The sequence below is a fragment of the Ruegeria sp. G7 genome (assembly GCF_056535465.1).
This window is the reverse complement of sequence record NZ_JBQFIL010000001.1, coordinates 2,661,396-2,686,290: the sequence shown is the minus strand read 5'-3', so window position 1 is coordinate 2,686,290 and position 24,895 is coordinate 2,661,396. Positions and strand designations below refer to the sequence as shown.

Annotated in this window: 23 protein-coding genes and 1 pseudogene; 19 read left to right on the top strand and 5 right to left on the bottom strand. The window is 60.4% G+C overall.

The features are described from left to right. Positions 1 to 215 precede the first annotated feature (215 nt). From acs to ACR3EN_RS13465, 8 genes and pseudogenes are all read left to right on the top strand, one after another. The gene (gene acs / locus ACR3EN_RS13500; protein ID WP_480821768.1) at positions 216 to 2,180 is read left to right on the top strand and encodes an acetate--CoA ligase; all 1,965 of its coding nucleotides are present in this window, start codon (positions 216 to 218) and stop codon (positions 2,178 to 2,180) included. Further along, positions 2,180 to 2,863: an adenylate kinase gene (locus ACR3EN_RS13495; RefSeq protein ID WP_480821766.1), complete on the top strand. Its 684-nt coding sequence runs from the start codon at positions 2,180 to 2,182 to the stop codon at positions 2,861 to 2,863. Before acs ends, ACR3EN_RS13495 begins: the two co-directional genes overlap by 1 nt. Before the next feature lie 185 nt (positions 2,864 to 3,048). Next, positions 3,049 to 3,333 carry a DUF4212 domain-containing protein gene (locus tag ACR3EN_RS13490; RefSeq protein WP_480821764.1) on the top strand — a complete coding sequence of 95 codons (285 nt, stop codon included), beginning with the start codon at positions 3,049 to 3,051 and terminating at the stop codon, positions 3,331 to 3,333. Positions 3,334 to 3,348: 15 nt separating this feature from the next. Then, positions 3,349 to 5,132: pseudogene (locus ACR3EN_RS13485) on the top strand (sodium:solute symporter family protein). A gap of 108 nt (positions 5,133 to 5,240) precedes the next feature. Then, a complete protein-coding gene (locus tag ACR3EN_RS13480; RefSeq protein ID WP_480821760.1) occupies positions 5,241 to 7,064 on the top strand; it encodes a DUF294 nucleotidyltransferase-like domain-containing protein in 1,824 nt (607 codons plus the stop codon). A gap of 27 nt (positions 7,065 to 7,091) precedes the next feature. After that, positions 7,092 to 7,610 (top strand): hypothetical protein, encoded by a 519-nt coding sequence (locus tag ACR3EN_RS13475; protein ID WP_480821758.1) that lies wholly within the window; start codon positions 7,092 to 7,094, stop codon positions 7,608 to 7,610. A gap of 2 nt (positions 7,611 to 7,612) precedes the next feature. Continuing rightward, positions 7,613 to 9,025, top strand: coding sequence for a 3'-5' exonuclease (locus ACR3EN_RS13470; RefSeq protein ID WP_480821756.1), 1,413 nt, complete (start codon positions 7,613 to 7,615; stop codon positions 9,023 to 9,025). A gap of 86 nt (positions 9,026 to 9,111) precedes the next feature. Then, entirely contained in the window at positions 9,112 to 9,612 is a 501-nt protein-coding gene (locus ACR3EN_RS13465) for a flavin reductase family protein (RefSeq protein ID WP_480821754.1), read from the top strand. Here the strand turns inward: ACR3EN_RS13465 and ACR3EN_RS13460 are convergent. The 3 genes from ACR3EN_RS13460 to ACR3EN_RS13450 are packed head-to-tail and all read right to left on the bottom strand — an operon-like array spanning position 9,609 to position 11,841. After that, the gene (locus ACR3EN_RS13460) at positions 9,609 to 10,088 is read right to left on the bottom strand and encodes a DUF6505 family protein (RefSeq protein ID WP_480821752.1); all 480 of its coding nucleotides are present in this window, start codon (positions 10,086 to 10,088) and stop codon (positions 9,609 to 9,611) included. The genes ACR3EN_RS13465 and ACR3EN_RS13460 overlap by 4 nt on opposite strands. Continuing rightward, positions 10,088 to 10,783, bottom strand: a complete 696-nt coding sequence (locus ACR3EN_RS13455) for a biotin/lipoate--protein ligase family protein (RefSeq protein WP_480821750.1) — start codon at positions 10,781 to 10,783, stop codon at positions 10,088 to 10,090. The genes ACR3EN_RS13460 and ACR3EN_RS13455 overlap by 1 nt, the downstream gene beginning before the upstream one ends. Next, positions 10,780 to 11,841, bottom strand: a complete 1,062-nt coding sequence (locus ACR3EN_RS13450) for an Mrp/NBP35 family ATP-binding protein (protein WP_480821748.1) — start codon at positions 11,839 to 11,841, stop codon at positions 10,780 to 10,782. Before ACR3EN_RS13450 ends, ACR3EN_RS13455 begins: the two co-directional genes overlap by 4 nt. A 108-nt stretch (positions 11,842 to 11,949) precedes the next feature. On the opposite strand from ACR3EN_RS13450, the gene ACR3EN_RS13445 reads away from it, so the two are divergent. Beyond that, complete coding sequence (locus tag ACR3EN_RS13445) at positions 11,950 to 12,678, top strand: hypothetical protein (protein WP_480870849.1); 729 nt, start codon at positions 11,950 to 11,952, stop codon at positions 12,676 to 12,678. Here the strand turns inward: ACR3EN_RS13445 and ACR3EN_RS13440 are convergent. Further along, positions 12,672 to 14,627, bottom strand: a complete 1,956-nt coding sequence (locus tag ACR3EN_RS13440; RefSeq protein ID WP_480821744.1) for a 4Fe-4S binding protein — start codon at positions 14,625 to 14,627, stop codon at positions 12,672 to 12,674. The genes ACR3EN_RS13445 and ACR3EN_RS13440 overlap by 7 nt on opposite strands. 248 nt (positions 14,628 to 14,875) lie before the next feature. On the opposite strand from ACR3EN_RS13440, the gene ACR3EN_RS13435 reads away from it, so the two are divergent. The 10 genes from ACR3EN_RS13435 to ACR3EN_RS13390 all read left to right on the top strand — a co-directional run bounded on the left by ACR3EN_RS13435 (position 14,876) and on the right by ACR3EN_RS13390 (position 24,034). After that, positions 14,876 to 15,430 carry a DUF3305 domain-containing protein gene (locus ACR3EN_RS13435; RefSeq protein WP_480821742.1) on the top strand — a complete coding sequence of 185 codons (555 nt, stop codon included), beginning with the start codon at positions 14,876 to 14,878 and terminating at the stop codon, positions 15,428 to 15,430. Then, positions 15,427 to 16,002, top strand: a complete 576-nt coding sequence (locus ACR3EN_RS13430) for a DUF3306 domain-containing protein (protein ID WP_480821740.1) — start codon at positions 15,427 to 15,429, stop codon at positions 16,000 to 16,002. Before ACR3EN_RS13435 ends, ACR3EN_RS13430 begins: the two co-directional genes overlap by 4 nt. 4 nt (positions 16,003 to 16,006) lie before the next feature. Beyond that, positions 16,007 to 16,618: a TorD/DmsD family molecular chaperone gene (locus tag ACR3EN_RS13425; RefSeq protein ID WP_480821738.1), complete on the top strand. Its 612-nt coding sequence runs from the start codon at positions 16,007 to 16,009 to the stop codon at positions 16,616 to 16,618. 63 nt (positions 16,619 to 16,681) lie between these two features. Continuing rightward, the gene (locus ACR3EN_RS13420) at positions 16,682 to 16,870 is read left to right on the top strand and encodes a twin-arginine translocation signal domain-containing protein (protein WP_480821736.1); all 189 of its coding nucleotides are present in this window, start codon (positions 16,682 to 16,684) and stop codon (positions 16,868 to 16,870) included. 105 nt (positions 16,871 to 16,975) lie between these two features. Continuing rightward, complete coding sequence (locus ACR3EN_RS13415; protein WP_480821734.1) at positions 16,976 to 19,870, top strand: formate dehydrogenase subunit alpha; 2,895 nt, start codon at positions 16,976 to 16,978, stop codon at positions 19,868 to 19,870. A 15-nt stretch (positions 19,871 to 19,885) separates the two neighbouring features. Beyond that, entirely contained in the window at positions 19,886 to 20,482 is a 597-nt protein-coding gene (gene fdh3B, locus ACR3EN_RS13410) for a formate dehydrogenase FDH3 subunit beta (RefSeq protein ID WP_039530246.1), read from the top strand. Positions 20,483 to 20,556: 74 nt separating this feature from the next. After that, the gene (locus tag ACR3EN_RS13405) at positions 20,557 to 21,759 is read left to right on the top strand and encodes a formate dehydrogenase subunit gamma (protein WP_480821732.1); all 1,203 of its coding nucleotides are present in this window, start codon (positions 20,557 to 20,559) and stop codon (positions 21,757 to 21,759) included. Beyond that, positions 21,760 to 23,022: a c-type cytochrome gene (locus ACR3EN_RS13400; RefSeq protein WP_480821730.1), complete on the top strand. Its 1,263-nt coding sequence runs from the start codon at positions 21,760 to 21,762 to the stop codon at positions 23,020 to 23,022. A gap of 13 nt (positions 23,023 to 23,035) precedes the next feature. Further along, positions 23,036 to 23,161 carry a hypothetical protein gene (locus ACR3EN_RS13395; RefSeq protein ID WP_480821728.1) on the top strand — a complete coding sequence of 42 codons (126 nt, stop codon included), beginning with the start codon at positions 23,036 to 23,038 and terminating at the stop codon, positions 23,159 to 23,161. Beyond that, the gene (locus tag ACR3EN_RS13390; RefSeq protein ID WP_480821726.1) at positions 23,162 to 24,034 is read left to right on the top strand and encodes a substrate-binding domain-containing protein; all 873 of its coding nucleotides are present in this window, start codon (positions 23,162 to 23,164) and stop codon (positions 24,032 to 24,034) included. A 39-nt stretch (positions 24,035 to 24,073) separates the two neighbouring features. Here ACR3EN_RS13390 and ACR3EN_RS13385 read toward each other — a convergent pair whose 3' ends face one another. Further along, positions 24,074 to 24,886 (bottom strand): ABC transporter substrate-binding protein, encoded by an 813-nt coding sequence (locus ACR3EN_RS13385; protein ID WP_480821724.1) that lies wholly within the window; start codon positions 24,884 to 24,886, stop codon positions 24,074 to 24,076. Between the last annotated feature and the right edge of the window lie 9 nt (positions 24,887 to 24,895).

The following is a 24,895-nucleotide window of genomic DNA, read 5'->3' as shown; positions in this document are numbered from 1 at the left end:
TTTTAACCGCTTTTACCAGACATACTCTCATTTATTTACAAAATTTGAGTCATTCTAAAAATTTCTTTACAAACTAATCCATAGATTACGGCAATTTATTTCTTTCTTTTCCAAACCCCGTATTATCCGAGTTGGGGAGGAACCGGATCGACATTGCCTGATCGGCGGCGATATCAATCCAATGTAATCCAGTTCTAGAGGGAGGAGCCTCAACCATGACCAACGCTGCCCAGGCAGATGCCAAGACCTATCCGCCATCTGCAGAAACCGTTGCACGTGCGCATGTCGATGCCGACAAATACGCAGATATGTACGCGGCCTCGACCGACACCCCCGAGGTGTTCTGGGATGAGCAAGGCAAGCGCCTAGACTGGATCAAACCTTATAGTCAGGTCAAAGACGTCAACTATGATTTCGGCTCGGTCAAAATCAACTGGTATGCCGACGGCACGCTGAACGTCTCGGCCAACTGCCTGGATCGTCATCTGAAAACCCGCGGCGATCAGACTGCGATCATCTGGGAACCCGACGATCCTCAGGACGAAGCCCAGCACATCACCTATGCCGAATTGCACCGCCGCACCTGCCGGATGGCCAACATTCTGGAATCCATGGGTGTGCGCAAGGGCGACCGTGTAATCATCTACCTGCCGATGATCCCCGAGGCCGCATATGCCATGCTGGCTTGCGCCCGCATTGGTGCCATCCACTCGATCGTTTTCGCCGGTTTCTCGCCTGATGCGCTGGCGGCACGGGTCAACGGATGTGACGCCAAGGTAATCATCACCGCGGATGAAGCGCCGCGCGGTGGCCGCAAGACCCCGCTGAAATCGAACGCGGACGCCGCCCTGCTGCACTGCAAGGACACCGTGAAATGCCTCGTGGTCAAGCGCACCGGCGGTCAGACCACATGGGTCGCCGATCGCGACTTCGACTACAACGAAATGGCACTGGAAGCAGACGACTACTGCGCCCCCGCCGAGATGAACGCCGAGGACCCGCTGTTCATCCTGTATACCTCGGGCTCGACCGGTCAGCCCAAGGGTGTTGTCCACTCGACGGGTGGTTATCTGGTTTATGCGTCGCTGACGCACGAGATCACGTTCGACTATCACGAAGGTGACGTTTACTGGTGCACCGCCGATGTCGGCTGGGTCACCGGCCACAGCTATATCGTCTATGGGCCACTGGCCAATGGCGCGACCACGCTGATGTTCGAAGGCGTCCCGACATTCCCCGATGCCGGTCGTTTCTGGGAGGTCTGCGCCAAGCACAAGGTCAACCAGTTCTACACCGCCCCGACTGCGATCCGCGCTCTGATGGGTCAGGGCAACGAGTTTGTGGAAAAGCACGACCTGAGCGATCTGCGCCTGCTGGGCACCGTCGGTGAACCGATCAACCCCGAGGCGTGGAACTGGTACAATGACGTGGTCGGCAAAGGTAAGTGCCCGATTGTCGATACATGGTGGCAGACCGAGACCGGCGGTCACATGATGACCCCCCTGCCCGGCGCGCATGCGTTGAAGCCCGGCTCGGCCCAGAAACCGTTCTTTGGCGTTCAGCCGGTGGTTCTGGACCCGCAATCGGGTGTCGAGATCAACGGCAACGGCGTCGAGGGCGTTCTGTGCATCAAGGACAGCTGGCCTGGCCAGATGCGCACCGTCTGGGGCGATCATGAACGGTTCGAGAAGACCTATTTCTCGGACTACAAAGGCTATTACTTCACCGGCGACGGCTGCCGTCGCGACGAAGATGGTGATTATTGGATCACTGGCCGTGTCGATGACGTGATCAACGTCTCTGGCCACCGCATGGGCACCGCCGAGGTGGAAAGCGCGCTGGTGGCACATGCTGCCGTGGCCGAAGCCGCGGTGGTCGGCTATCCTCATGATATCAAAGGACAAGGTATCTATTGCTATGTCACTTTGATGAATGATCGTGAGCCTTCGGATGAGCTGCTGAAAGAGCTGCGCACTTGGGTCCGGACCGAGATCGGCCCGATTGCCAGCCCAGATGTCATTCAGTGGGCGCCGGGCCTGCCCAAGACCCGCTCGGGCAAGATCATGCGCCGTATCCTGCGCAAGATTGCCGAGAATGACTTTGGCTCGCTGGGTGATACCTCGACGCTGGCTGACCCGTCGGTTGTCGATGACCTGATCCAGAACCGGGCGGTGAAATAATGGACGCTGCAACGACCACAACCCCCGCTGTTCTGATCCTTCTCGGCCCTCCCGGCGCCGGGAAGGGTACACAGGCCCGTATGCTGGAAGACAAGTTCGGGCTGGTTCAACTCAGCACTGGTGATCTGCTGCGCGAAGCGGTCGCCGCAGGCACCGAGGCCGGTCTGGCCGCCAAGGCGGTGATGGAGGCCGGAGATCTGGTGAGCGACGGCATCGTCATCGCCATCCTGCGCGATCGCATGGCCGAGCCCGATTGCTCGAAAGGCGTCATTCTGGACGGCTTCCCACGCACCACGGTTCAGGCCGAGGCGCTGGATGGACTGTTGGCTTCGGCTGATCAGAAGATCAACGCGGCCATCAGCCTTGAGGTCGAAGACGCCGAGATGGTGACACGGATTTCAGGCCGGTACACCTGCGCCGGATGCGGTGAAGGGTTTCACGACACGTTCAAGCAACCCGCCGTTGAAGGCAAATGCGACAAGTGTGGCCATACCGAGTTCAAACGCCGCGCCGACGACAATGCCGAGACGGTCGCCTCGCGGCTGGCCGCCTATCACGCACAGACCGCACCTCTGATCGACTACTATCAGAGCCAGGGCGTGCTGAAGGGCATCGACGCCATGGGACAGATCGACGACATCGCCCGCGACCTGCAAGGTCTGGTCGGTGAGGTCATGAATTAAGGGGAGGAGATAAGCCCCCCAGGGCTTTGATCCTTATAACAGAATACTTCAATGGACCCGCCTTGGCGGACCAGAGAAGTTTTGCCTGACGTCACGGGGCGTCTGGTACATTCGAGAAGCGGCCCAACGCACTGGAGGAGTTGGGCAACGGGCCGCCCAACGAGGAAGCGAAGGAGGAACCCGCGATGGCGGATCAATCAACAAACTCCGCGCAGACTGCCGAGGCCGACAAGGGCTATTGGCAGGCCAACCTGCGCCTCATTTACATCAGCCTCGCGATCTGGGCGCTGGTGTCGTTTGGATTCGGCATTCTGCTGCGTCCGTTGCTGTCGGGGATCGCCGTTGGCGGCACCGATCTGGGCTTTTGGTTCGCTCAGCAGGGATCGATTCTGGTCTTTCTCGTGCTGATCTTCAACTACGCCTGGCGCATGAACAAGCTGGACGCCGAACACGGCGTGGAAGAAGATTAAGGGAGAGCGGGGATAATGGATCAGTTTACCATCAACCTGCTGTTTGTTGGCGCGTCTTTTGCGCTATACATCGGCATCGCGATCTGGGCCCGTGCGGGTTCCACATCTGAATTCTACGCTGCGGGTCGCGGCGTTCACCCGGTCACCAACGGTATGGCGACAGCGGCGGACTGGATGTCTGCGGCCTCGTTCATCTCGATGGCTGGCCTCATCGCCTTTACCGGCTATGACAACTCGACCTTCCTGATGGGTTGGACCGGTGGCTACGTGCTGCTGGCACTGCTGCTTGCGCCTTACCTGCGTAAGTTTGGCAAGTTCACCGTCTCGGAATTCATCGGCGACCGCTTCTACAGCCAGACTGCACGTATCGTTGCTGTGATCTGTCTGATCGTGGCCTCGGTGACCTACGTGATCGGTCAGATGACCGGCGTTGGCGTGGCCTTTGGCCGCTTCCTTGAGGTTTCGAACACATCCGGTCTGCTGATCGGTGCCTGTGTCGTGTTTGCATACGCGGTGTTTGGCGGGATGAAGGGTGTGACCTACACCCAGGTTGCTCAGTACTGCGTGCTGATCACAGCCTACACCATCCCGGCGATCTTCATCTCGCTGCAGCTGACCGGCACGCCGATCCCGGCACTGGGTCTGTTCGGCGACACCGCAAGCGGTGAGCCTCTGCTGACCAAGCTGGACGCCATCGTGACCGAGCTGGGCTTCAACGAATACACGGCCCACCACTCGAACACGCTGAACATGGTTCTGTTCACGCTGTCGCTGATGATCGGTACCGCGGGTCTGCCGCACGTCATCATGCGCTTCTTCACCGTTCCCAAAGTGTCTGACGCACGTTGGTCGGCGGGTTGGACGCTGGTCTTCATCGCGCTGCTGTACCTGACCGCCCCTGCGGTTGGCGCAATGGCCCGTCTGAACATCACCGACATGATGTGGCCCAATGGTGGCATCGAAGGTGGCGCTGTCTCGGTCGAGGAAATCGACAACGATCCGCGCTATGACTGGATGGCCACATGGCAGAAAACCGGTCTGCTGGATTGGGAAGACAAGAACGGCGACGGCAAGATCCAGTACTACAACGACAAATCCGAAGCGATGACTGCAATCGCGGAAGAAAAAGGCTGGGTCGGAAACGAGCTGACCAAATTCAACCGTGACATCCTGGTTCTGGCCAACCCCGAGATTGCCAACCTACCGGGTTGGGTGATCGGTCTGGTCGCTGCAGGTGGTCTTGCGGCTGCTCTGTCGACCGCTGCGGGTCTGTTGCTGGCGATCTCGTCGGCTGTGTCCCACGACCTTATCAAAGGTGCGATCAACCCGCAGATCTCGGAAAAAGGCGAGCTTCTGTCGGCGCGTATCGCGATGGCTGTGGCGATTGCGGTTGCAACCTGGCTGGGTCTCAACCCCCGGGCTTCGCGGCGCAAACCGTTGCTCTGGCCTTTGGTCTGGCGGCTGCCTCGATCTTCCCGGCGCTGATGATGGGGATCTTCTCGACCCGCATCAACAACACCGGCGCGGTTGCAGGTATGCTGGCTGGTCTGGTCGTCACACTGGTCTACATCTTCCTGCACAAGGGCTGGCTGTTCATTCCGGGCACCAACTCGTTCACCGATGCTGACCCGCTGCTGGGTCCGATCAAGTCGACCTCGTTCGGCGCAATCGGTGCCATGGTCAACTTCGCCGTCGCCTACGTGGTGGCCGGTGCGACCAAGGAAACCCCGCAGGAGATCAAAGATCTGGTCGAAAGCGTGCGTATTCCCCGTGGTGCGGGCGCAGCTCAGGATCACTGAGTGTGATGCGGTCGACGGCCCTTGCCTTCGACCGCGTCTTTCGACTTACTGTTCCCGCCTGGCATACCACCGGGCGGGACTTTTCATTCAGATCACCAGAGAACGCAGATGCCCCTGTCTCACACCGAAATCACCCGGTTCCTGAAATCCGTACACCCCTATGACGCCCTGCCCGCGCAGGTGCTGGACGATCTGGCGCATGAGATCGACGTCTGGGAACTGGATGAAGGCAGCGCGGTCTACGAAGTCGGCCACGCGATGCCCGGCGTGTTCGTGATCTATGAAGGTCAGGTTGAGATTACGGATGAAAATGGCGCAGTCGTCTCGCATCTGGGGCTCAGAAACTCTTTTGGTGAGCGTGGATTACTGAAAGACGGCAAAGCCGCCACCAAAGCGCGTGCCCATACACCCTCGGTCCTGATCCTGCTGCCGCCCGATCTGGTTCGCAAGCTGATTGAAGGGCACGACGTCATCGCAAAATTCTTCGACCGGACCCGTAGCACGCGGACCGGGCCCGATAGCCTGGCCACCAGTGCTGTTGATGTACTGATGGCAAAGAAACCAGCCACCTGCCCACCGGAAACTCCGGTTCAGACCGCCGCGCAGATCATGCGTGACCGGCACATCTCATCGCTGTGCGTGACCGAGGGCGAGCGGTTGCTGGGTATCGCGACGCTGCGCGATATCTCGGGCAAATTCGTCGCCGAAGCGATGCCTGCGGATACGGCAGTTTCGGCCATCATGACCGCTAATCCGATTACGCTGGCGCCCACCGATATCGGGTCGGATGTGCTGCATATCATGATGGAACGCGGCATCGGGCATATCCCGATCTCCGAGGCCGGTCGTCTGGTCGGGATCGTGACTCAAACCGATCTTACACGCTACCAGGCGGTCAATTCCGCCGAACTGGTGGGCCGGATCGCACGCGCGGACACGGCGCAAGACATGGCTGTGGTCACAGCTGAAATCCCACAACTGCTTGTCCAACTGGTCGCGGGTGGCAACCGCCATGAAATCGTGACGCGACTGATCACCGATATTGCCGACACCGCCACCAGACGCCTGCTGGCCCTGGCCGAGGCCGAACTTGGGGCACCGCCCGTCCCTTATCTGTGGCTGGCCTGCGGTTCGCAGGGACGACAGGAACAGACGGGTGTTTCGGATCAGGACAATTGCCTGATGCTGGATGACAGTGCGACCGAAGACGACATGGCCTATTTCGCGGCGCTGGCCAAATTCGTCTCGGACGGGCTGGACACTTGCGGGTATTTCTATTGCCCCGGCGACATGATGGCGACCAATCCACGCTGGTGTCAGCCGGTACGTGTCTGGCGCGACTATTTCAAAAGCTGGATCGCCAAGCCAAACCCCGAGGCGCAGATGCTGGCCTCGGTGATGTTTGACCTGCGCCCGATCGGGGGCGCGTTTGATCTGTTCACCGACCTGCAAGCGGATACGTTGGCGGCGGCCAATGCGAATTCGATCTTCGTGGCGCATATGATCGCAAACTCGCTGAAACACACGCCACCGCTGGGCCTTCTGCGCGGCTTCGCGACCATCCGGTCGGGCGAACATCGCAACACGCTGGACCTGAAGCACAATGGCGTGGTCCCCATCGTGGATCTGGCGCGCGTTTACAGCCTGCAAGGACAGTTGACCGAAGCCAACACCCGCGCCCGCCTGAGCGCCGCCGAAGCAGCTGGCGTCCTCAGTGCGTCTGGCGCGCGCGATCTGCTGGACGCATATGATCTGATCGCCGAGACGCGGCTGGAACATCAGGTCAGACTTGTCAAATCCAATGACGCACCAGACAACTACCTGCCGCCAAGTGAATTGTCCGACTTTGAGCGAAGTCATCTCCGCGATGCCTTTGTCGTGGTAAAAACGATGCAATCGGCGGTCGGGCATGGCAAAGGCATGCTGGGCTAACCCCGCAGGAACGAACGGAGAGACACTATGTTTCTGGAACTGATCGGCACGATTTTTGCAGGTTTCGCCTGCGCGGGCGTCGTGATGGTGCTGAACAAGCTGACCGGAGGCCGCCTGCCCCGCTGGGCTGCGCCGGTTGCGGCAGGTGCCGGTATGATCGGGATGACGATCACCAGCGAGTATTCGTGGTATGACCGCACACGTGAACAACTACCCGAAAGCCTGACGATCGTACAAGAGGTTGAAAGCCGCGCCTTCTATCGTCCGTGGACTTATGCTGTCCCCTTCGTGGACCGCTTTGCCGCGATCGACGCCGCATCGGTGCGCACCAACTCCAGCGTCCCTGACGAACGGCTGGTCGATCTTTACTTCTTTGGCCGCTGGGCCCCGGTCTCGAAAGTACCCGTCGCTGTGAACTGCGCCGAAAATGCCCGCGCCAACCTGGTCGATGGCGCTGAATTCGCCGATGACGGGCGGGTCCTGAACGCCAGCTGGGTCAGGATAGACGCCGATGATCCCGTGATCGACGCGACCTGCGGGGTGTGACCATGCTGAACCATCTAAGCCTGCGCCTGAGAATATTCCTGTTCTTCTTTTTGCTTGCCGTGGGCGGGCTGGTCATCAGCGCTCTGGCTTTGTGGATCAGCTATGAACGGGCTGATAATCCTGACCTGATCGGGGCATACATCTTCGCCGAGATTCTGATCGCCTTCGGCCTGCTGGCCCTGATCGTCGGTGTCTGGCTGCTGTTTGACGATAATGTCGCCAAACCGATCGAGCGGCTCTCGGCCCAGTTGCGGGCGCGGGCCCATGCCGGGGTCAGTACCGATCTGGACCTGCAGGCCGCCCGCTATCTTGGCGATCTGGCCCCCGCAGCGGCTGGTCTGGCCGAACAACTGGCCGCCAACGCCATGAGCACGGCCGAGGCCGTCGCCTCGGAAACTGCCCATCTGGCCGCTGAAAAACAACGCCTGACGGCGCTGCTGACCGAGATCCCGGTCGCCATGCTACTGGCCGGGCCAAAACACCAGATCGTTCTTTACGATGCACAGGCCGCCGAAGTGCTGGCCCAGATCGCACATCCGCGCCTGAATGCTTCGTTGTTCGACTACCTCGAAGCGACGGGCCTGACGGATGCCTATGCCAAGCTGACCAAGACCGGCAAGGACGTGCATTGCACCCTGACCAGCGTTGACGGCAGGCAAACCTATTCGGCACGGATGAAGCCGCTGGGCGATGCGCCCGGTTACATGCTGGTCTTCGACGACAGTGCCGCCCAGATCGAACCTGACGAGGCCCGCCCGCTGGTCTATGATTTCGAGTTGCTTGAAACACCGGGCGATGATGCGTTTGAAGAAAGACCCCTGCTGGATCTGTGTTTCGTGGTGTTCGACACAGAAACGACCGGGCTTTTGCCGCATAAAGATGAAATCGTACAGATCGGTGCGGTGCGCGTCGTAAAAGGCAAGATCGTCGAGGGGGAGCGGTTGGATACTCTGGTCAATCCGGGCATCCCGATCCCCCCCGCTTCGACCAAAGTGCACAAGGTCAGCGACCACATGGTACAGGGCGCGCCTGATATTGCAGAGGCCGGCCGTAGCTTTCACCAATTCGCCCGCGAGGCGGTAATTGTTGCGCATAACGCACCATTTGACATGGCCTTCCTGCACCGCCATGCTGAGCGTATGGGCGTAGAGTGGACTCACCCCATTCTGGACACGGTCCTGCTGTCGGCGGTGCTGTTCGGAGCCAGCGAAACGCACACCCTGGATGCGGTTTGTGAGCGACTGGGCATAACCATCCCCGAAGCCTTGCGACACACGGCATTGGGCGATGCTGTCGCCACTGCCGAAGTGCTGGTTTTGATGCTGCCAATGTTGAACGCGCGCGGCATGGTGACCTTTGGCGACGTCATCGCAGAGACCCGCAAACACGGGCGGTTGCTGGAAGATCTGAACTGACCGGAAATTCCCGAAATCGCGTCAGCTTTTCGTGGACAATCCCCGCGCCGCGTGGCACCTGAGACAGGCCCAGTGGAAAGCGCGCGATGACCGAAAAGACATTCATTCCCGGCCCCGAACAAAGCCTTGCCTTTCGCGAGGCGTTGGGTTGTTTCGGCACCGGCGTGACGGTGGTCACCACCAGTACCGCGCAAGGGCCTGCTGCGATCACGGTGAATTCGTTCGCGTCGGTCTCGCTGGACCCGCCGCTGGTATTATGGTGCCTGGATCAGAACTCGAACCGTTATGACGCGTTCAGCACGTGCGAGCATTATGCGATTCACGTGATGGCGCAGGATCAGCATGATCAGGCCCTGCAGTTTGCGCGCAATGGATTCGATTTTTCCCATGCGGATTGGGAAGAGGATGACGCCGGGCGGCCCCGGCTGGCAGAGTGCCTCGCCCGGTTTGACTGTCGCCTCTCGGCCCGACACGAGGCCGGGGATCACCTGATACTTGTCGGTCATGTCGAAAAGGTCATGCACCGCCCCGGTCAGGGGCTGATCTTCAAACGCGGTCAGTTTGGCGGTTTCGCAGATCTGATCTAATCATCAAGCGACCCGTGAACGGCCAAAGCCTCAAGCTGGGTCTCTTGCGGGGTGATCACACGAAACGCCTCGTGCACCCCTGCCCCGGTCAATTCGCGGGCAACGGTCAGCAGCGTGTTCGGCGCGTGATCATCGCACATTTCGGCCATATGCGCGATTTCGGTCTGCGCCACATCCATCGCTGCCTCGACCGAGGGTGCGCCATAGAACTGCACGAAATGTTCGGCCAGATACTGCGTGATCTGATCAATCTCGGCTGGCTCAACCTGTGTGACGGCAACAAAGGTCACGCGCCCGAAGGTTTCCAGCCCCAGCCAGCCATTTGCAAAGGCCTGGCGCGACTTGCCCTCAAGATCGCCCTCGCCCCAGTTCGAAAACTCGAACCCACCCGAGATGCACCACTCGCCGGTTCTTGCGGGCGAATGGAACACATTCATATCGCTTTCATCGAAGTGGATTGCACGGGCGAGTTTCATCAGGTGGTCTCCAACAAATCTGTCAGCGGGCGCAGGTGGGTGTCGGCCCCGTCACGGATCAGCATACCGAACCGCTCATCGGTGCCCAGAAAGACGCCGGTGTCGCCGATTGGCTCTCCGACACCGCGTAGCAGGCCCATCCATTCGGCGTGCAAGGGTGCATTGCCGTCCTCTTGCCAACGGTTCAGCCAGGTCAGCGTGTGACGCGACCAGCTTTCGACCAGCTGCGTCGCCGACACCTCGGCGCACCCCTCGTCATAAAGCGCAGTGACGTCCGGGTTTTCACCCGGCGCGTCGCTTGTCTGCAGCAGCGCCAGTTCCCAGCCAACGATCAGCCAATCGGGCACCTCATCCGGCTCAGTCGACGAGGCTGCAACCTTCAGCACCCCACATTTCGCGCCATTCACACAGATCAGCCCATCCCAGCCCAGATGCACCGCGACCTCGGGCGGGGCCAGCGCGCCCAGTGCGTTCTGGAACCCAACCGAACATAGCGGCAGCATCGCCATCGCGTCCTGCAGCGGAACCTCAGGTGCAAAAACGATGGCCACGCGCAGGCGATCCGCCTGAATGTTGTAGACCACCGTCCCCCCGTCGCAGCCCAGCGCCGCCATGGCTTGCGCCTGCTCGAACGGGTCCTGTCCGGCCTTGGCAGGGTGCCCGTCGAGTAGTGGGGGAAAGACCGGCTGGGTCATGCGCTGCCTTTAGCAATCAGATCACGGGCGATCTTGCGGAAAGCCTCGGCCTGCGGGCTGTCGGGTTTGCTGACCACGATCGGTGCGCCTCCGTCGGCGGCCACACGGATATCCAGATGCAGCGGGATTTCCCCCAGCAGCGGTACGCCCAGCGATTCAGCCTCGGACGCCACGCCGCCATGGCCGAAGACGTGCTCTTCGTGCCCGCAATTGGAACAGATATGCGTCGACATATTCTCGATCATCCCAACGATGGGCGTCTTGAGCTGGTTGAACATATCGATCCCCTTACGAGCGTCGATCAACGCCACATCCTGCGGGGTCGAGACGACGATGGCCCCATCCACCTGAAACTTCTGGCTCAGCGTCAGTTGCACGTCACCGGTTCCGGGCGGCAGGTCGACGATCAGCACATCCAGCGCGCCCCATTGCACCTGACTCATCATCTGCTGCAACGCGCCCATCAGCATCGGACCGCGCCAGACAACCGCTTGTCCTTCGTTGGTCATCAGACCAATCGACATCATCGTGACGCCATGATTGCGCAGCGGCAGGATCGTCTTGCCATCCGGGCTGGCCGGACGACCTGACACGCCCAGCATCCGCGGCTGCGACGGCCCGTAGACATCGGCATCCAGCAGACCCACACGCCGCCCTTCCGCAGCCAAGGCACAGGCGAGGTTGGCCGAGACGGTCGATTTGCCGACACCGCCCTTGCCAGACGCAACAGCGATGATCCGGTCCACACCGGGCACGGCCTGCGGGCCGGTTTGCGAAGGCTTGGGTTTCGGCTTCAGATCCGGCGGGGCCTTGTCCGAATGGGCTGTCATCATCGCCGAGACATTGGCAACCCCATCAACCATCTGCGCTGCTTTCTCAGCCGTGGCGCGGACGGGCTCCATCTTCTCGGCCTGCTTGGGATCGATCTCCAGCACGAACCGCACGGTGTCGCCTTCGACATTCAGCGCGCGCACAATGCCAGCGCTGACGATATCCTGCCCGGACACCGGGTCAGTGATCTTCTTCAGGTTCGCCAGAACTGCGTCGCGGATACTCATGCCTTGGCCCCGTCGAAGTGTCCAACCATGTGGTTGATTTTCATTGCATGTCTCTCCGTCTCATTCAGTTTATTTGACGCATAACGTTGGTCGCCGTTAGGGTTGCGCATGCGCTTTGTCCTGTTGTGCCTCAGCCTGACGCTCACCACCAGCCCCTCTTGGTCGCAAGAGACGCTGGGCCTTGCCGCCCCGGATGAGGTGACAGACTCGGGCTTATTGCAACATATTCTTCCGCGCTTCTCTCTCAAGACCGGGATACGCGTTGTTGCAGATGAAAGTGGTGTCATGTCACTGGTCCCGTCCGCACCCGGCGATCCGGTCTTTGCCCGTGACGGCGTGATCTATCACCTGCGCATCGATGACAGTGACAAGCAACAGCGGTTCCGCGACTGGCTGCAATCCGATATCGGCAAACGCACGGTCGAGGGCTTTACGCCCAGCGAAGGTGCGCCCTTCACCGCAAGCTTTGAGATCGCCGTTGTCACCAAGGACGTCGAAATCGACGGCAACGCGCTGTTGGGCGAAGACCTGTCGATGACCCATTGTGGCCGCTGCCATGTGATCGGTCCGCGGAACCGTATGAATGGTCTGGGCTCGACCCCCTCTTTTGCGGTGCTGCGCGCAATGCCAGACTGGTCCGAGCGGTTTCAGGCTTTTTTCGCGCTGAACCCGCATCCCGCCTTCACGCAGATCGAAGGCGTGACGCCACCTTTCCCGCCCGAGCGCCCCTCGCCCATCCATCCAGTTGAGATGAGCCTTGATGACCTCGAAGCGATACTGGCCTTCGTCGCCGCCCTCAGCGCCGCCGATCTGGGCGCTCCGCTGCAACTTCAGTGATCCTTGCGCTTTGAGAAATAGTCGTCGGTGGTGACAACCTTTGGTCTCGGGGCCGACTGGAACGGGTTGTCAGTGCTATGGAACTGGGCGTTCACCCGGCAATTGTCGCACATCTGGATCATCCGCGCCTGATCCGAAGTGGCGAACATCGGATGCGTGCCTGACAGCTTCTCCATGATCCGTTCAACGGTTGATTTGACACCAAAGGCCGCGCCGCATTCGACGCACTCGAACGGCTCCTCTTCGTTCAACACCTGCTGCGACAGAGCTTGATCGCTCAGATCAAGTTGAGGCACCAGCGTGATCGCCTGTTCGGGGCATATGGTGCGGCAGATCCCACATTGCAGGCAAGCGTCCTGCTGGAAATTCAACTGCGGCTTATCCGGGTTGTCGATCAGCGCACCCGAGGGGCACAGCGACACACAGCTGAGACATAACGTACAGGTATCGGTGTTCACCGCGACCGCGCCGTAGGGTGCGCCTTCGGGCAAGGTCAACGGCGCCTCGGCATCCGGGTTCAGCGCCTGAGCCGCGAGCCGCGCGATTTGACGGCGGTTGCCAAGCGGCAGCACCGAATCCGTCAAGGGCGCTGGCACCTCTTGTGCGTAAAGCAGATCGGCCAGCGCATCTGGGTCGCCCTCATCAATCAGGCTCAGCGCCTGCTCCCCGGCGATGGCCTGCGCCAGCACCAGTTCCCGATCCAAAGCATCCCGCTCGGTTTTCGGCCCCGCCAAGACATCGACACGGGCAAAACCATGCGACAGAGCGGCCAGCATTTCGGCATGGCCAAATCCCGATACCACATTCAGTTCCAGCGGAATGACATCCGCGGGCAGACCGCGACCGAACCGGGCCGCCATGCGGATCATCTCGGCCCCATGCGCGTCATGCACCAGCAGCCGAGGCGCCGTACCGCCAGCGCGCCGGAACGTCCGGGCAAGAATGTGCATCCGCGAAAGGGCCGCCGATACCGGAGGGTCTTCGTAAGTAATGGCGGTTGACGGACACAACGCCGAACATGCGCCGCAGCCGGCACAAATCATCGGATCAATCGCGACGTGATCGCCTGCCGGAGTGATCGCGCCAGTCGGACAGATATCCAGACAATTCGTACACCCCGTCTGTTCGGCCCGTGAATGCGCACAGAGCGTCTCATCCAGCCGGACATAAAGCGGCTTTTCAAATGTCCCGATCAGTTGCGCCGCATCAAACGCAAGGCGTGCAACGGCCACTGCATCCCGAGGGTCGGCGCGCAAATAACCTTCGCGTTTTTGCGGGGCGGCAACCAAAGGCGTGCCACCCGTCACATCCACGACAATATCGCAGCGTGATGTGGCGCCGTCGCGCGGCGCGCTCCAACTGAAATTCCCGCGCCCGCCGGGCTCAAGTTGCTGCACCTGATCCAAATGCCAGGTAAATCCACCCAGTGCGCCGGTCAGGTTGCGCACCCGCGCCTTTGCGACATCATACGAACGGCTAAGAGGGTCCGCCCCGTCCGTCACAAGCACCGTCACCGCCAACACGTCAGACAACTGTTCAGCCAATGGATAGGCGACCGCACCAGCCCCGATGATGCAGCATGTACCTTCACTGATAACATCAACGCTGGGCGTCACAGGCTGGGGCAGCAGGGCCTCAGCCGCCAGCGCCGCCATCTTGGGCGTTGCATCTGCGCCTTGCTCGGACCAACCAGCCCGATCGCGAAGATCAACAAACCCGGGCACATCGACCCCAAGTTCTTCGGCAAGTTCCGTGAAAACGGCGCTTTCCTGTCCGCAGGCAATCACCACCTGTTCATCGCCTTTCAGCAGTTCGGCGGCGGCCGGAAGCTCTCGCGTGCACAACGCGGTGTGTAGTTTCGAGCAGGCGGTGTCACAGGCTGCAGAGATTCCTTCCCCGTCAAGGCTCTGTGTTCCCTCGCAGTCACATAATACGAGCTTGCTGGCCATGTCCCCTCCCGGCGCTGCTTGGTAACGCAGCACCTTAGACCTTATCGGCGCAGAGACAATGCGGTTGCGGTGCGAAATCCCGAAAACGTGCATTATTTTACATCTTTGACGTTTGGGCGATGGAAACAAACGAATAAAGAGTTAGTGAATGCGACATATTGCGATCAAACTGGGCTTGGCACAGGCCCCTTTTATGTACCATAGTACACCAAAGCGAAGGCAGGGGAGAGCCTTCCGGGGAGGAGCCAGTGGCCAAGGCCGCAAGCCAGATCGAAATGCCGGTTGGCGTCGTTGTGCGCAAGACCCCGGGGGTAACTCGCTGGGCCAAATGGAACTGGCGTGCCGTTGCCGTGTTGCCTGGCGCGGGCCCCGCAGACTGGGTTGAACTGCGCCGTGAAGGCGAAGCAGTCGAGTACCACGCGGCCACCTTACCACTGACCCTTTGGGCGGATGAGACCGAAGCCTATATGGTCAACCTTTCGGACGGTCAGCCCTCGATCTATCTGGTACTGCGCGACGCGCTGGATGGTGAGCGTCCGATGGATGCGGTGCTGGTCACGGCATCACCGTTCGAGGGTCAGGATTACGCTGATACCGGTGAAGAGATTGTCGAGAAAATTCCGATGACCGAAGGGCTGATTGCCTGGTTGCGGGATTTCACCCTACAGCATCATCAGGACGAGGTTTTCGTCAAACGCCGCCGCGACAAGAAACGCACCGATCTGGTCGAGGACGGCAAGGGCGATGCGCGCATTCGTCAGGATTCGGATGTCTATCGCGCGCCGCGCAGGGTGCTGCAATGAGCCAGCCACGCGATTTCTGGTCCCGCCGCAAGGCCGCCGTTCAGGCCGAAGCCAAGGCCGAAGCGCTGGCCGCCGAAGAACAGATCGTCGCGACACAGCAAGCCGAGTTAGACGAAAAGAGCGATGCCGAGATCCTGGCCGAGTTCAACCTGCCCGATCCCGACACGCTGCAGGCCGGAGATGACGTTTCGGGCTTTATGGCCAAGGCCGTGCCGGATCGTCTGCGCCGTCGTGCTTTGCGAAAGTTATGGCGACTGAATCCCGTTCTGGCCAATGTCGATGGGCTAGTCGATTACGGAGAAGACTATACCGACGCCGCCTGCGTGATCGAAAACCTGCAAACTGCTTATCAGGTGGGCAAAGGCATGCTGGCTCATGTCGAAGCGTTGGCGGCCGAGGCGGAAGAGGTCGAGCCGGACGTCGCCGCGCCCGAGTTGGAAGAAGCGGAGGAAGATCCTGAAGCCCCGGTCGCCGTACCCCCGGAACCCATCTTGGTGGCAAAGACCGAAGACCCCGAGGAAGAGGACATCGCCCCTGCCCCTCGCCGCATGAAGTTTGAATTTGAAGGATGACCTGATGACCGCAAGCGAAGCGCAACACATGGATATCTCGGCCGAGGATCGTCTGCGCGCGGATTTTTACAATTTTCTGGGGCTGCTACTGGCTGGCCCACCCGATCAGCTTCTGCTGGACCAGATGGCCGGTCTGAACGGCGATGACAGCGATCTGGGTCAGGCGATTCAGGCGATGGCGCGGGTCGCAAAGGTCACCAAACCCGCAGCCGCCGAGCGTGAGTTCAACGCGCTGTTCATCGGCTTGGGACGCGGTGAGCTGTTGCCCTATGCCAGTTTCTACCTGACTGGTTTCCTGAACGAGAAACCGTTGGCGCAGCTGCGCAATGACATGGCCGCACGCGGGATCACACGGGCGCAGAATGTCTATGAGCCCGAGGACAACATCGCCTCGCTGATGGAGATGATGGCGGGCATGATCGTTGGTCGGTTCGGCGCGCCTGCTCGGCTTGAGGATCAAAAAACGTTCTGGAACAAGCATATCGGCCCATGGGCCGCACATTTCTATTCGGATTTGGAAGGTGCCGAGAACTCGGTTCTCTATGCGTCGGTCGGCGCAGCCGGTCGGGCGTTCATGGAGATCGAGCGCGAGGCCTTCCGGATGACGACAGCGTGACGCGCTGTCATTCGCCAGCGCCCAGACCTGGGCGTTAAACTGCAAATGGGAAAGGAGACCCCCATGAGCAAGACCAAGGAAGAAGGCGCAAGCCGCCGCGACTTCCTCAAACTGGCCGGAACTGCAGCACCAGCTGCCGTCGCCGCCGCCAGCCTGCCCGGACAGGCCGAAGCAGCCGAGCTGCCTACGGACGAAACCCGGATGCAGGACACCGCGCATACGCGCGCCTATCTGGAGAGCGCCCGGTTCTAAACCGGACGTTGTCACACCCGACTGACGGTTGCGATTGGCCCTGACGTCGGTTTCGCGAAGTACCAAGCCAGCCGTGACTGACACGGCGCGCAAGGGAGGTAAGAAATGCTTAGGAAAAAGACCAACGGGGTTGCGAGACGCCCCCAGCGGACAAGTATCCTGTCCCAGGTCGGCGAGAAAACCGTCGATCGCCGCGCATTCCTGCGTGGCTCGGGCCTGACGATCGGTGGCCTTGCCGCGATCAGCGCCACGGGTGGAACCGTGACGCCAGCCAGTGCCCAGACAGCGGCGAATACCGCCGTTGAAAACATCAAATCCGTATGCACCCACTGCTCGGTCGGCTGTACTGTCGTTGCCGAAGTGCAGAACGGTGTCTGGGTCGGGCAGGAACCCGGCTGGGACAGCCCGTTCAACCTGGGTGCGCACTGCGCCAAGGGGGCCTCGGTCCGCGAGCACGCTCATGGCGAACGCCGCCTGAAATATCCGATGAAAAAGGAAGGCGGAGAGTGGAAGCGCATCAGCTGGGAACAGGCGATCGACGAGATCGGCGACGGCATGATGAACATCCGTCAGGAATCCGGGCCGGACAGTGTGTACTGGCTGGGTTCTGCGAAACATAACAACGAACAGGCCTATCTGTTCCGCAAGTTCGCCGCCTACTGGGGCACGAACAACGTGGACCATCAGGCGCGTATCTGCCACTCGACTACTGTTGCGGGCGTTGCGAACACATGGGGCTACGGCGCCATGACCAACTCGTACAACGACATGCACAACAGCCGGGCCATCTTTATCATCGGTGGTAACCCGGCCGAGGCGCACCCCGTCTCGCTGCTGCATATCCTGCGTGCGAAAGAGCAGAACAACGCCCCTCTGATCGTCTGCGACCCGCGCTTTACGCGCACCGCGGCCCATGCGGATGAATATGTCCGTTTCCGCCCCGGTACCGACGTAGCACTGGTCTGGGGTATCCTGTGGCACATCTTCGACAACGGTTGGGAGGACAAAGAGTTCATCCGCACCCGTGTCTGGGGTATGGACCAGATCCGCGAAGAGGTTGCCAAGTGGAACCCCGACGAGGTTGAGCGCGTCACCGGCACGCCCGGCTCGCAGCTGCGCCGCGTCGCCCGGACCATGGTGAACAACCGCCCCGGCACTGTCGTATGGTGCATGGGTGGCACTCAGCACACTAACGGCAACAACAACACCCGCGCCTACTGCGTGCTTCAGCTTGCGCTGGGCAACATGGGAACCTCGGGAGGTGGCACCAACATCTTCCGTGGCCATGACAACGTGCAGGGCGCGACGGACCTTGGTGTTCTGTCCCACACCCTGCCCGGCTATTATGGCCTGTCGAAGGGTGCATGGGGTCACTGGGCCCGTGTCTGGGGTGAAGATCCTGAATGGCTGGCGGGTCAGTTCGCCACGATCAAGGACAAGGAAGGCAAGGATAAACCGCTGCAGAATGAGCGCGGTATCCCTGTTTCCCGCTGGATCGACGGTGTTCTGGAAGACCCGGCCAACATGGATCAGGACAACAACGTCCGCGCCATGGTTCTGTGGGGCCACGCGCCCAACTCGCAGACCCGGATGACGGAAATGAAGACGGCGATGGAGAAGCTGGACATGCTGGTCGTGATCGACCCGTATCCCACAGTCTCGGCCGTTCTGCATGACCGCACCGATGGTGTTTACCTGTTGCCCGCCTGTACGCAGTTCGAAACCCGTGGTTCTGTCACGGCCTCGAACCGGTCGCTGCAGTGGCGGGACAAGATCGTTGAGCCCCTGTTCGAAAGTCTGCCGGACGAGGTCATCATGGCCAAGTTCGCCAACAAGTTCGGCTGGGCGGATCGGTTCTTCCGCAATATCGAGATGGACGACCCGGAAACCCCGAATGTTGAAAGCATCACGCGTGAGTTCAACAAGGGCCTCTGGACAATCGGCTATACCGGTCAGTCGCCTGAACGTCTGAAAAGCCACATGGCCAACCAGCACACGTTCGACAGAACCACGCTGCAAGCCATCGGTGGACCAAACGACGGCGAGTATTATGGCCTGCCGTGGCCCTGCTGGGGAACGCCCGAAATGGGTCATACGGGGACACCGAACCTGTATGATATGTCCAAACCGGTGGCCGAAGGTGGCCTGACCTTCCGCGCGCGCTTTGGCGTGGAACGCGATGGTGACAACCTGCTGGCCGAAGGGGTCTATAGCGTTGGATCGGAAATTCAGGATGGTTATCCGGAATTCACGATGCAGATGCTGATGGACCTTGGCTGGGATGGCGACCTGACGGCTGAGGAACGCGCAGCGATCGACGCTGTTGCGGGGCCAGAGACCAACTGGAAAACCGACCTCAGCGGCGGTATCCAGCGGGTTGCGATCAAGCATGGCTGTGCGCCCTTCGGGAACGCCAAAGCCCGCGCGGTCGTCTGGACCTTCCCGGATCCGATCCCACTGCATCGCGAGCCGCTCTATACGAACCGGCGCGATCTGGTGGAGGACTATCCGACCTACGACGACCGTCAGGCCTATCGCCTGCCCACCCTTTATGCTTCGATCCAAAAGAACGACTTTTCAAAGGATTATCCGATCATCCTAACGTCAGGTCGTCTGGTCGAATATGAAGGCGGCGGCGATGAGACACGGTCGAACCCGTGGCTGGCCGAGCTGCAGCAGGATATGTTCGTTGAGATCAATCCGCGCGATGCCAACAACCTTGGCATTCGGGACGGATCACAGGTCTGGGTCGAAGGTCCTGAGGGCGGCAAGGTCAAGGTTATGGCGATGCTGACCAACAGGGTCGGTGCCGGTGTGGCCTTCATGCCGTTCCACTTTGGTGGCCATTTCCAGGGCGAAGATCAGCGGCACAAATACCCTGCCGGTGCTGACCCCTATGTGCTGGGTGAAAGTACCAACACTGCCCAGACCTATGGCTATGATTCAGTGACCCAGATGCAAGAGACCAAAGCGACTCTTTGCAAGATCTGGGCAGCGTAAGGAGGAGAAGAGAAAATGGCAGCAAGAGCAAAGTTTCTCTGCGACGCCGAACGCTGCATCGAGTGCAATGCCTGCGTCACCGCGTGTAAGAACGAGCACGAGGTGCCGTGGGGCGTGAACCGCCGCAGGGTGGTGACGATCAATGACGGTGACCCGGGCGAACGCTCGATCTCGGTGGCCTGTATGCATTGCTCGGATGCGCCCTGCATGGCGGTGTGCCCGGTCGACTGCTTCTATCAGAACGAAGAAGGGGTCGTCCTGCACTCCAAAGACCTGTGCATTGGCTGTGGTTATTGCTTCTACGCGTGCCCCTTCGGCGCGCCGCAATACCCGCAGGCGGGCAACTTCGGATCGCGCGGCAAGATGGACAAATGTACCTTCTGCGCCGGCGGCCCCGAGGAAACGCACTCGACCGCAGAGTTCGCCAAATATGGTCGCAATCGGATCGCCGAGGGCAAACTGCCCATCTGCGCCGAGATGTGTTCCACCAAGGCCCTGCTCGCCGGAGACGGCGACGTGGTCTCGGCCATCTATCGCGAGCGCGTCGTCGCCCGCGGCTTTGGCTCGGGCGCATGGGGTTGGGGCACGGCCTACGACCAGAAAGACGGCTAAGCCCGCTTTCCATGACCTAAACAGGCGACCTGCAGATGTGGGTCGCCTGAACAGGGATTTTGACCGAGGTTCAGATGCTCCGCTTACTCATCGCATTGCTGTTCACCATCGGGCTGGCACAAGCCACCGTCGCACAAACCGATGGGGCCGAGGCCCCTGCAAATGAGCGCGCCTCGACCGGCGGTGCAACAACGCTTGAAGATATTCTGGCCCGGCAACGCGGCGAGAAAGTTGACAATACCTTTCGCTCGGAAAACACCGGCCAGGGGAATGTCGAAGGTCTTTTGGGCCAGTTTGGGCCCAGCGGTGTGTCCTCGGACAGTGACGTATATCGCGCGCTGCGCTTTGGATCGGCGGACGTCACCGTGTCCTCACACGGCCCTGCCGACAGTGTCCTGATCCAGGACGGCGGCATGTGGTGGTGGGAATTCCGCACCGGGCCGCTGCGCGAATACGGCAGCTATATCATTGCAGGAATGGTGGCGATCATCGTGCTGTTCTTCCTGCTCCGCGGAAAAATCCGCATAGACGGCGAAAAGACGGGCCGTACCGTACTGCGCTTCAACAGTTTCGAACGCTTCGGTCATTGGTTGTTTGCCGGGTCGTTCCTGATCCTGGGGGTTACTGGCCTGCTCACGCTCTATGGTCGCGACTTCCTGATCCCGATTTTCGGCAAAGAAGGATTTGCCACGATTGCGCAAGCCTGCAAATGGCTGCACAACAACCTTGCCTGGGCCTTTATGCTGGGCCTGATCATCGTCACCGTGAACTGGATCGCCCATAACATCCCCAACCGGACCGACCTGAAATGGCTGGCCGCCGGAGGGGGGCTGTTCACCAAAGGCAGCCACCCGCCCGCCAAGAAATTCAACGCGGGCCAAAAGGTAATCTTCTGGGCCTGCATTCTGCTGGGCGTTTCGATAAGCCTGTCGGGGCTGTCTTTGCTGTTCCCATTCGAATTGCCAATGTTCGCAAAGACCTTCGCAGTCGCCAATTCCACGGGTATTCCGCAGGCTTTGGGACTGAACCTGCCGGTGCAGATGTCACCACAAGAAGAAATGCAGTATGCCCAAGTCTGGCACGTGATGGTGGCCTATGTGTTCATCGCGATCATCATCGCCCATATCTACCTTGGGTCGGTCGGGATGGAGGGCGCGTTTGATGCCATGGGATCAGGCGAGGTCGAAGAGCAATGGGCCCGTGAACATCACTCGCTATGGCTGGAAGAGGTGCAGGACAAAGAGGCCAGCAAGGCAGCGGCCTCGCCCGCGGAATAGATGCGCTGGATCGCTGTCGCGCTTGCCCTGATCCCCCTGCCCGCGTGGTCCGAATTCTTCACGCTCAAGGGGCATGGCGGTCCTATCATGGGGATCGCCACCGCACCGGACGGGCGCATCGCCACTGCAAGTTTCGACAATTCTATCGGCCTGTGGACTGACCAGACACCCGAGTGGCTGGAAGGGCACGAGGCCGCCGTGAACTCGGTCACGTTCAATGGCACCGCGATCTATTCCGCAGGGGATGATTTCACCTTGCGACGCTGGCCGGGCGGCGCGGTGGTTGGACGTCACAAGGGCAAAATCGTGGGCATCGCAGCCTCGAAAACCCACATTGCAACGGCCAGTTGGGACGGCACAATTGGATTGTGGCCCGTAGACGGATCAGAGCCTACCCTGCTTGGTCCTACCGGCAGCGGTGTAAATGCCGTGGCCTTCGCACCAGACGGCGCGCAGCTTTATTCGGCAGGGGTCGATGGTACGCTGCGCATCTGGGATGTGGACAGCGGTCAGGAAACGGATCGACTGGTCGAACATGGGTTCGGTATCAACGAACTGGTGCTCAACACACAAGACGGCTGGATCGCCTATGGGGCGGTTGACGGTGTGACGCGCATCCTGCACCCGGCCACCGGGGACGAGCGTGATTTCACACTGGACCGCAGGCCCATCCTCGCCATGGCGCTCAGCCCCGACCGCAGGCTTTTGGCGGTTGGCGACGGCGAAGGCTACATCATGATCATCGACACGGTCGACTGGCGCATCGCACAGGATTTCCGCGCCACCTTGCGCGGACCGGTCTGGGCACTGGCCTTCTCTGCAGACGGGCAGAACATCCATGCAGGAGGTATTGATGAGGCGATGTACAGCTGGCCAGTTGCCGCCCTGCGCGATCAGGAACAGATGGCGGCTGCCGAGCCAAGCTTTCTCAAGGACCCCAACGAGATGGAAAATGGCGAACGGCAATTCGCCCGTAAATGCTCGATCTGCCACAGCCTGACGCCAGACAGCGAACGGCGCGCCGGTCCGACCTTGCACGCCATCTTCGGACGCCGCGCCGGCAGCCTGCCCGGATATTTCTACTCGGACACGTTGCAAGACTCTGATATCATTTGGAATGAAGAGACCATAAATGCTCTTTTCGACGAGGGTCCGGACCACTACATTCCGGGGTCAAAGATGCCGATGCAGCGGATCACGCAAGCACAGGACCGGATCGATCTGATCGCGTTCCTGCGCAGCGCCACCGCATCACAGGACTGAGCCGGAGGAGACCATGAAAGCCTTTCTGACAGCCGTCGTCGCGATGGTCGTAATTACTGTCGCGGCGCCCTATACCCTGGATCAGTTCGGGTTCAGTGCGCAGGACCAGACGTCCGGTTCAGCTGTACGCCTCGACTGAATGCCACAATACCTGACCACCCGCGAGCTGGCGGATCTTCTGCGCATTGGTGAGCGCAAGGCCTATGATCTGGCCTCCTCGGGCGAGATTCCCTGCGTGCGCGCGATGGGCAAATTGCTTTTCCCGAAGGCCGAGATCATCGCATGGCTCAACGCCTCGCGCTCCGGCCCGGACGTCGCCGAGCCGCCCCTGCCCCCGATTGTTGCAGGCAGCCACGATCCGCTGCTGGACTGGGCGCTGCGGGAAAGCGGTTCAGGGCTGGCGACTTACTACGACGGGTCTTTCGATGGCCTTAGCCGTCTTGCTGACCGCAGCGCACAAGCGGCGGCGCTTCACATTCATGAAGCCAACGGGTTCAATACGCAGGCCCTGAGCGATGCAATGGGCGAGGCCCCGGTGATCCTCTATCAGATCGCGCACCGACAACGCGGCCTGCTACTGGCCCCCGGTACCTCTGGCATCGCTGGCTTCGAAGACTTGAAAGAGAGACGGGTGATCCTGCGTCAGGACAGCGCCGCAAGCCAACGGCTGTTCGATGCCGAACTTAGCGCCCATGGGCTAAGCCGCGACGACCTGAACACCCTACCTGTCTGCGCAAGGACCGAAGAGGAATTGGCCACCGCCCTGCGCGATGGCAAGGCCGAGGCCGGATTTGGGCTTGGGGCGCTCGCGCGCCCCTATGACCTCAGCTTCGTTCCCACCCATTCCGAGCGTCTGGACCTTGCCATCTGGCGTCGCGCTTACTTCGAGGCTCCCATGCAGACTTTGATACACTTCCTGCAATCCAAGCGCTTCAGCGAACGGGCAACCGAACTGGGAGGATATGACCTGAGCGATCTGGGACAGATCCACCATAATGGCGCCAGTGGCTAGAACTTCATCTTTTTCCAAATACTCTCGCCGAAGGCGAAACTACTGCGCGTTTGGAAAGAACAGCTGCTCGCCCTCCAGCCGATAGGATGCAATTGCATCCTGACCATCAGGCCCAGTGAGCCAATCGATGAACCGCTGACCGGCGGTGGCGCGAACGCCCGGGTGTTTTTCGGGGTTCACTAGGATAACGCCATACTGATTGAACAAGCGCGGATCACCTTCAACAAGGATTTGCAGGTTGCCCCGATTCCCGAACGATAGCCACGTCGCCCTGTCGGTCAGAACATAGGCGTCCATGCCGCTGGCGACATTCAGCGTCGCCCCCATTCCCGAACCGGTTTCACGGTACCACGTGCCAGAGGCGCCAGTCGGATCGACGCCCGTCGTCTGCCAATGGCGCATCTCGGCCTTGTGTGTACCGCTGTCATCCCCGCGCGATGCAAACGGAACCTGCGCCCGCGCCACGGCATCCAGCGCGGCGACGATATCATCACCGCCTCCGATCCCGGCCGGGTCGGCTTTCGGGCCGACCAGAACAAAGTCGTTATACATGACATCCAGCCGCTCGACGCCCCAGCCATCAGCCACGAACTGCTCTTCCGCAGGCTTGGAATGCACCAGCAACACATCACCATCCCCATTCACCGCATTGCGGATTGCCTGACCGGTGCCAACGGCGACCACGCGTACATCTATGCCGGTCTCGGCCTCAAACCCCGGCAGTATGTAATCCAACAATCCCGAGTTTTGCGTAGATGTCGTGGATTGCAGCACGATAAAGGGCTCTTCAGCCCCAGCCGAAGCGGCCAGCCCAAGCGAAACCAACGACGCCAGAATAGTTTTCCGGATCATCCGAAATCT

Excerpts from the sequence above, each read along its gene's own strand:
- acs (WP_480821768.1), top strand. The coding sequence starts at position 216 with ATGACCAACGCTGCCCAGGCAGATGCCAAGACCTATCCGCCATCTGCA.
- ACR3EN_RS13495 (WP_480821766.1), top strand. The coding sequence starts at position 2,180 with ATGGACGCTGCAACGACCACAACCCCCGCTGTTCTGATCCTTCTCGGC.
- ACR3EN_RS13490 (WP_480821764.1), top strand. The coding sequence starts at position 3,049 with ATGGCGGATCAATCAACAAACTCCGCGCAGACTGCCGAGGCCGACAAG.
- ACR3EN_RS13480 (WP_480821760.1), top strand. The coding sequence starts at position 5,241 with ATGCCCCTGTCTCACACCGAAATCACCCGGTTCCTGAAATCCGTACAC.
- ACR3EN_RS13475 (WP_480821758.1), top strand. The coding sequence starts at position 7,092 with ATGTTTCTGGAACTGATCGGCACGATTTTTGCAGGTTTCGCCTGCGCG.
- ACR3EN_RS13470 (WP_480821756.1), top strand. The coding sequence starts at position 7,613 with ATGCTGAACCATCTAAGCCTGCGCCTGAGAATATTCCTGTTCTTCTTT.
- ACR3EN_RS13465 (WP_480821754.1), top strand. The coding sequence starts at position 9,112 with ATGACCGAAAAGACATTCATTCCCGGCCCCGAACAAAGCCTTGCCTTT.
- ACR3EN_RS13460 (WP_480821752.1), bottom strand. The coding sequence starts at position 10,088 with ATGAAACTCGCCCGTGCAATCCACTTCGATGAAAGCGATATGAATGTG.
- ACR3EN_RS13455 (WP_480821750.1), bottom strand. The coding sequence starts at position 10,783 with ATGACCCAGCCGGTCTTTCCCCCACTACTCGACGGGCACCCTGCCAAG.
- ACR3EN_RS13450 (WP_480821748.1), bottom strand. The coding sequence starts at position 11,841 with ATGAGTATCCGCGACGCAGTTCTGGCGAACCTGAAGAAGATCACTGAC.
- ACR3EN_RS13445 (WP_480870849.1), top strand. The coding sequence starts at position 11,950 with ATGCGCTTTGTCCTGTTGTGCCTCAGCCTGACGCTCACCACCAGCCCC.
- ACR3EN_RS13440 (WP_480821744.1), bottom strand. The coding sequence starts at position 14,627 with ATGGCCAGCAAGCTCGTATTATGTGACTGCGAGGGAACACAGAGCCTT.
- ACR3EN_RS13430 (WP_480821740.1), top strand. The coding sequence starts at position 15,427 with ATGAGCCAGCCACGCGATTTCTGGTCCCGCCGCAAGGCCGCCGTTCAG.
- ACR3EN_RS13425 (WP_480821738.1), top strand. The coding sequence starts at position 16,007 with ATGACCGCAAGCGAAGCGCAACACATGGATATCTCGGCCGAGGATCGT.
- ACR3EN_RS13420 (WP_480821736.1), top strand. The coding sequence starts at position 16,682 with ATGAGCAAGACCAAGGAAGAAGGCGCAAGCCGCCGCGACTTCCTCAAA.
- ACR3EN_RS13415 (WP_480821734.1), top strand. The coding sequence starts at position 16,976 with ATGCTTAGGAAAAAGACCAACGGGGTTGCGAGACGCCCCCAGCGGACA.
- fdh3B (WP_039530246.1), top strand. The coding sequence starts at position 19,886 with ATGGCAGCAAGAGCAAAGTTTCTCTGCGACGCCGAACGCTGCATCGAG.
- ACR3EN_RS13405 (WP_480821732.1), top strand. The coding sequence starts at position 20,557 with ATGCTCCGCTTACTCATCGCATTGCTGTTCACCATCGGGCTGGCACAA.
- ACR3EN_RS13400 (WP_480821730.1), top strand. The coding sequence starts at position 21,760 with ATGCGCTGGATCGCTGTCGCGCTTGCCCTGATCCCCCTGCCCGCGTGG.
- ACR3EN_RS13395 (WP_480821728.1), top strand. The coding sequence starts at position 23,036 with ATGAAAGCCTTTCTGACAGCCGTCGTCGCGATGGTCGTAATTACTGTC.
- ACR3EN_RS13390 (WP_480821726.1), top strand. The coding sequence starts at position 23,162 with ATGCCACAATACCTGACCACCCGCGAGCTGGCGGATCTTCTGCGCATT.
- ACR3EN_RS13385 (WP_480821724.1), bottom strand. The coding sequence starts at position 24,886 with ATGATCCGGAAAACTATTCTGGCGTCGTTGGTTTCGCTTGGGCTGGCC.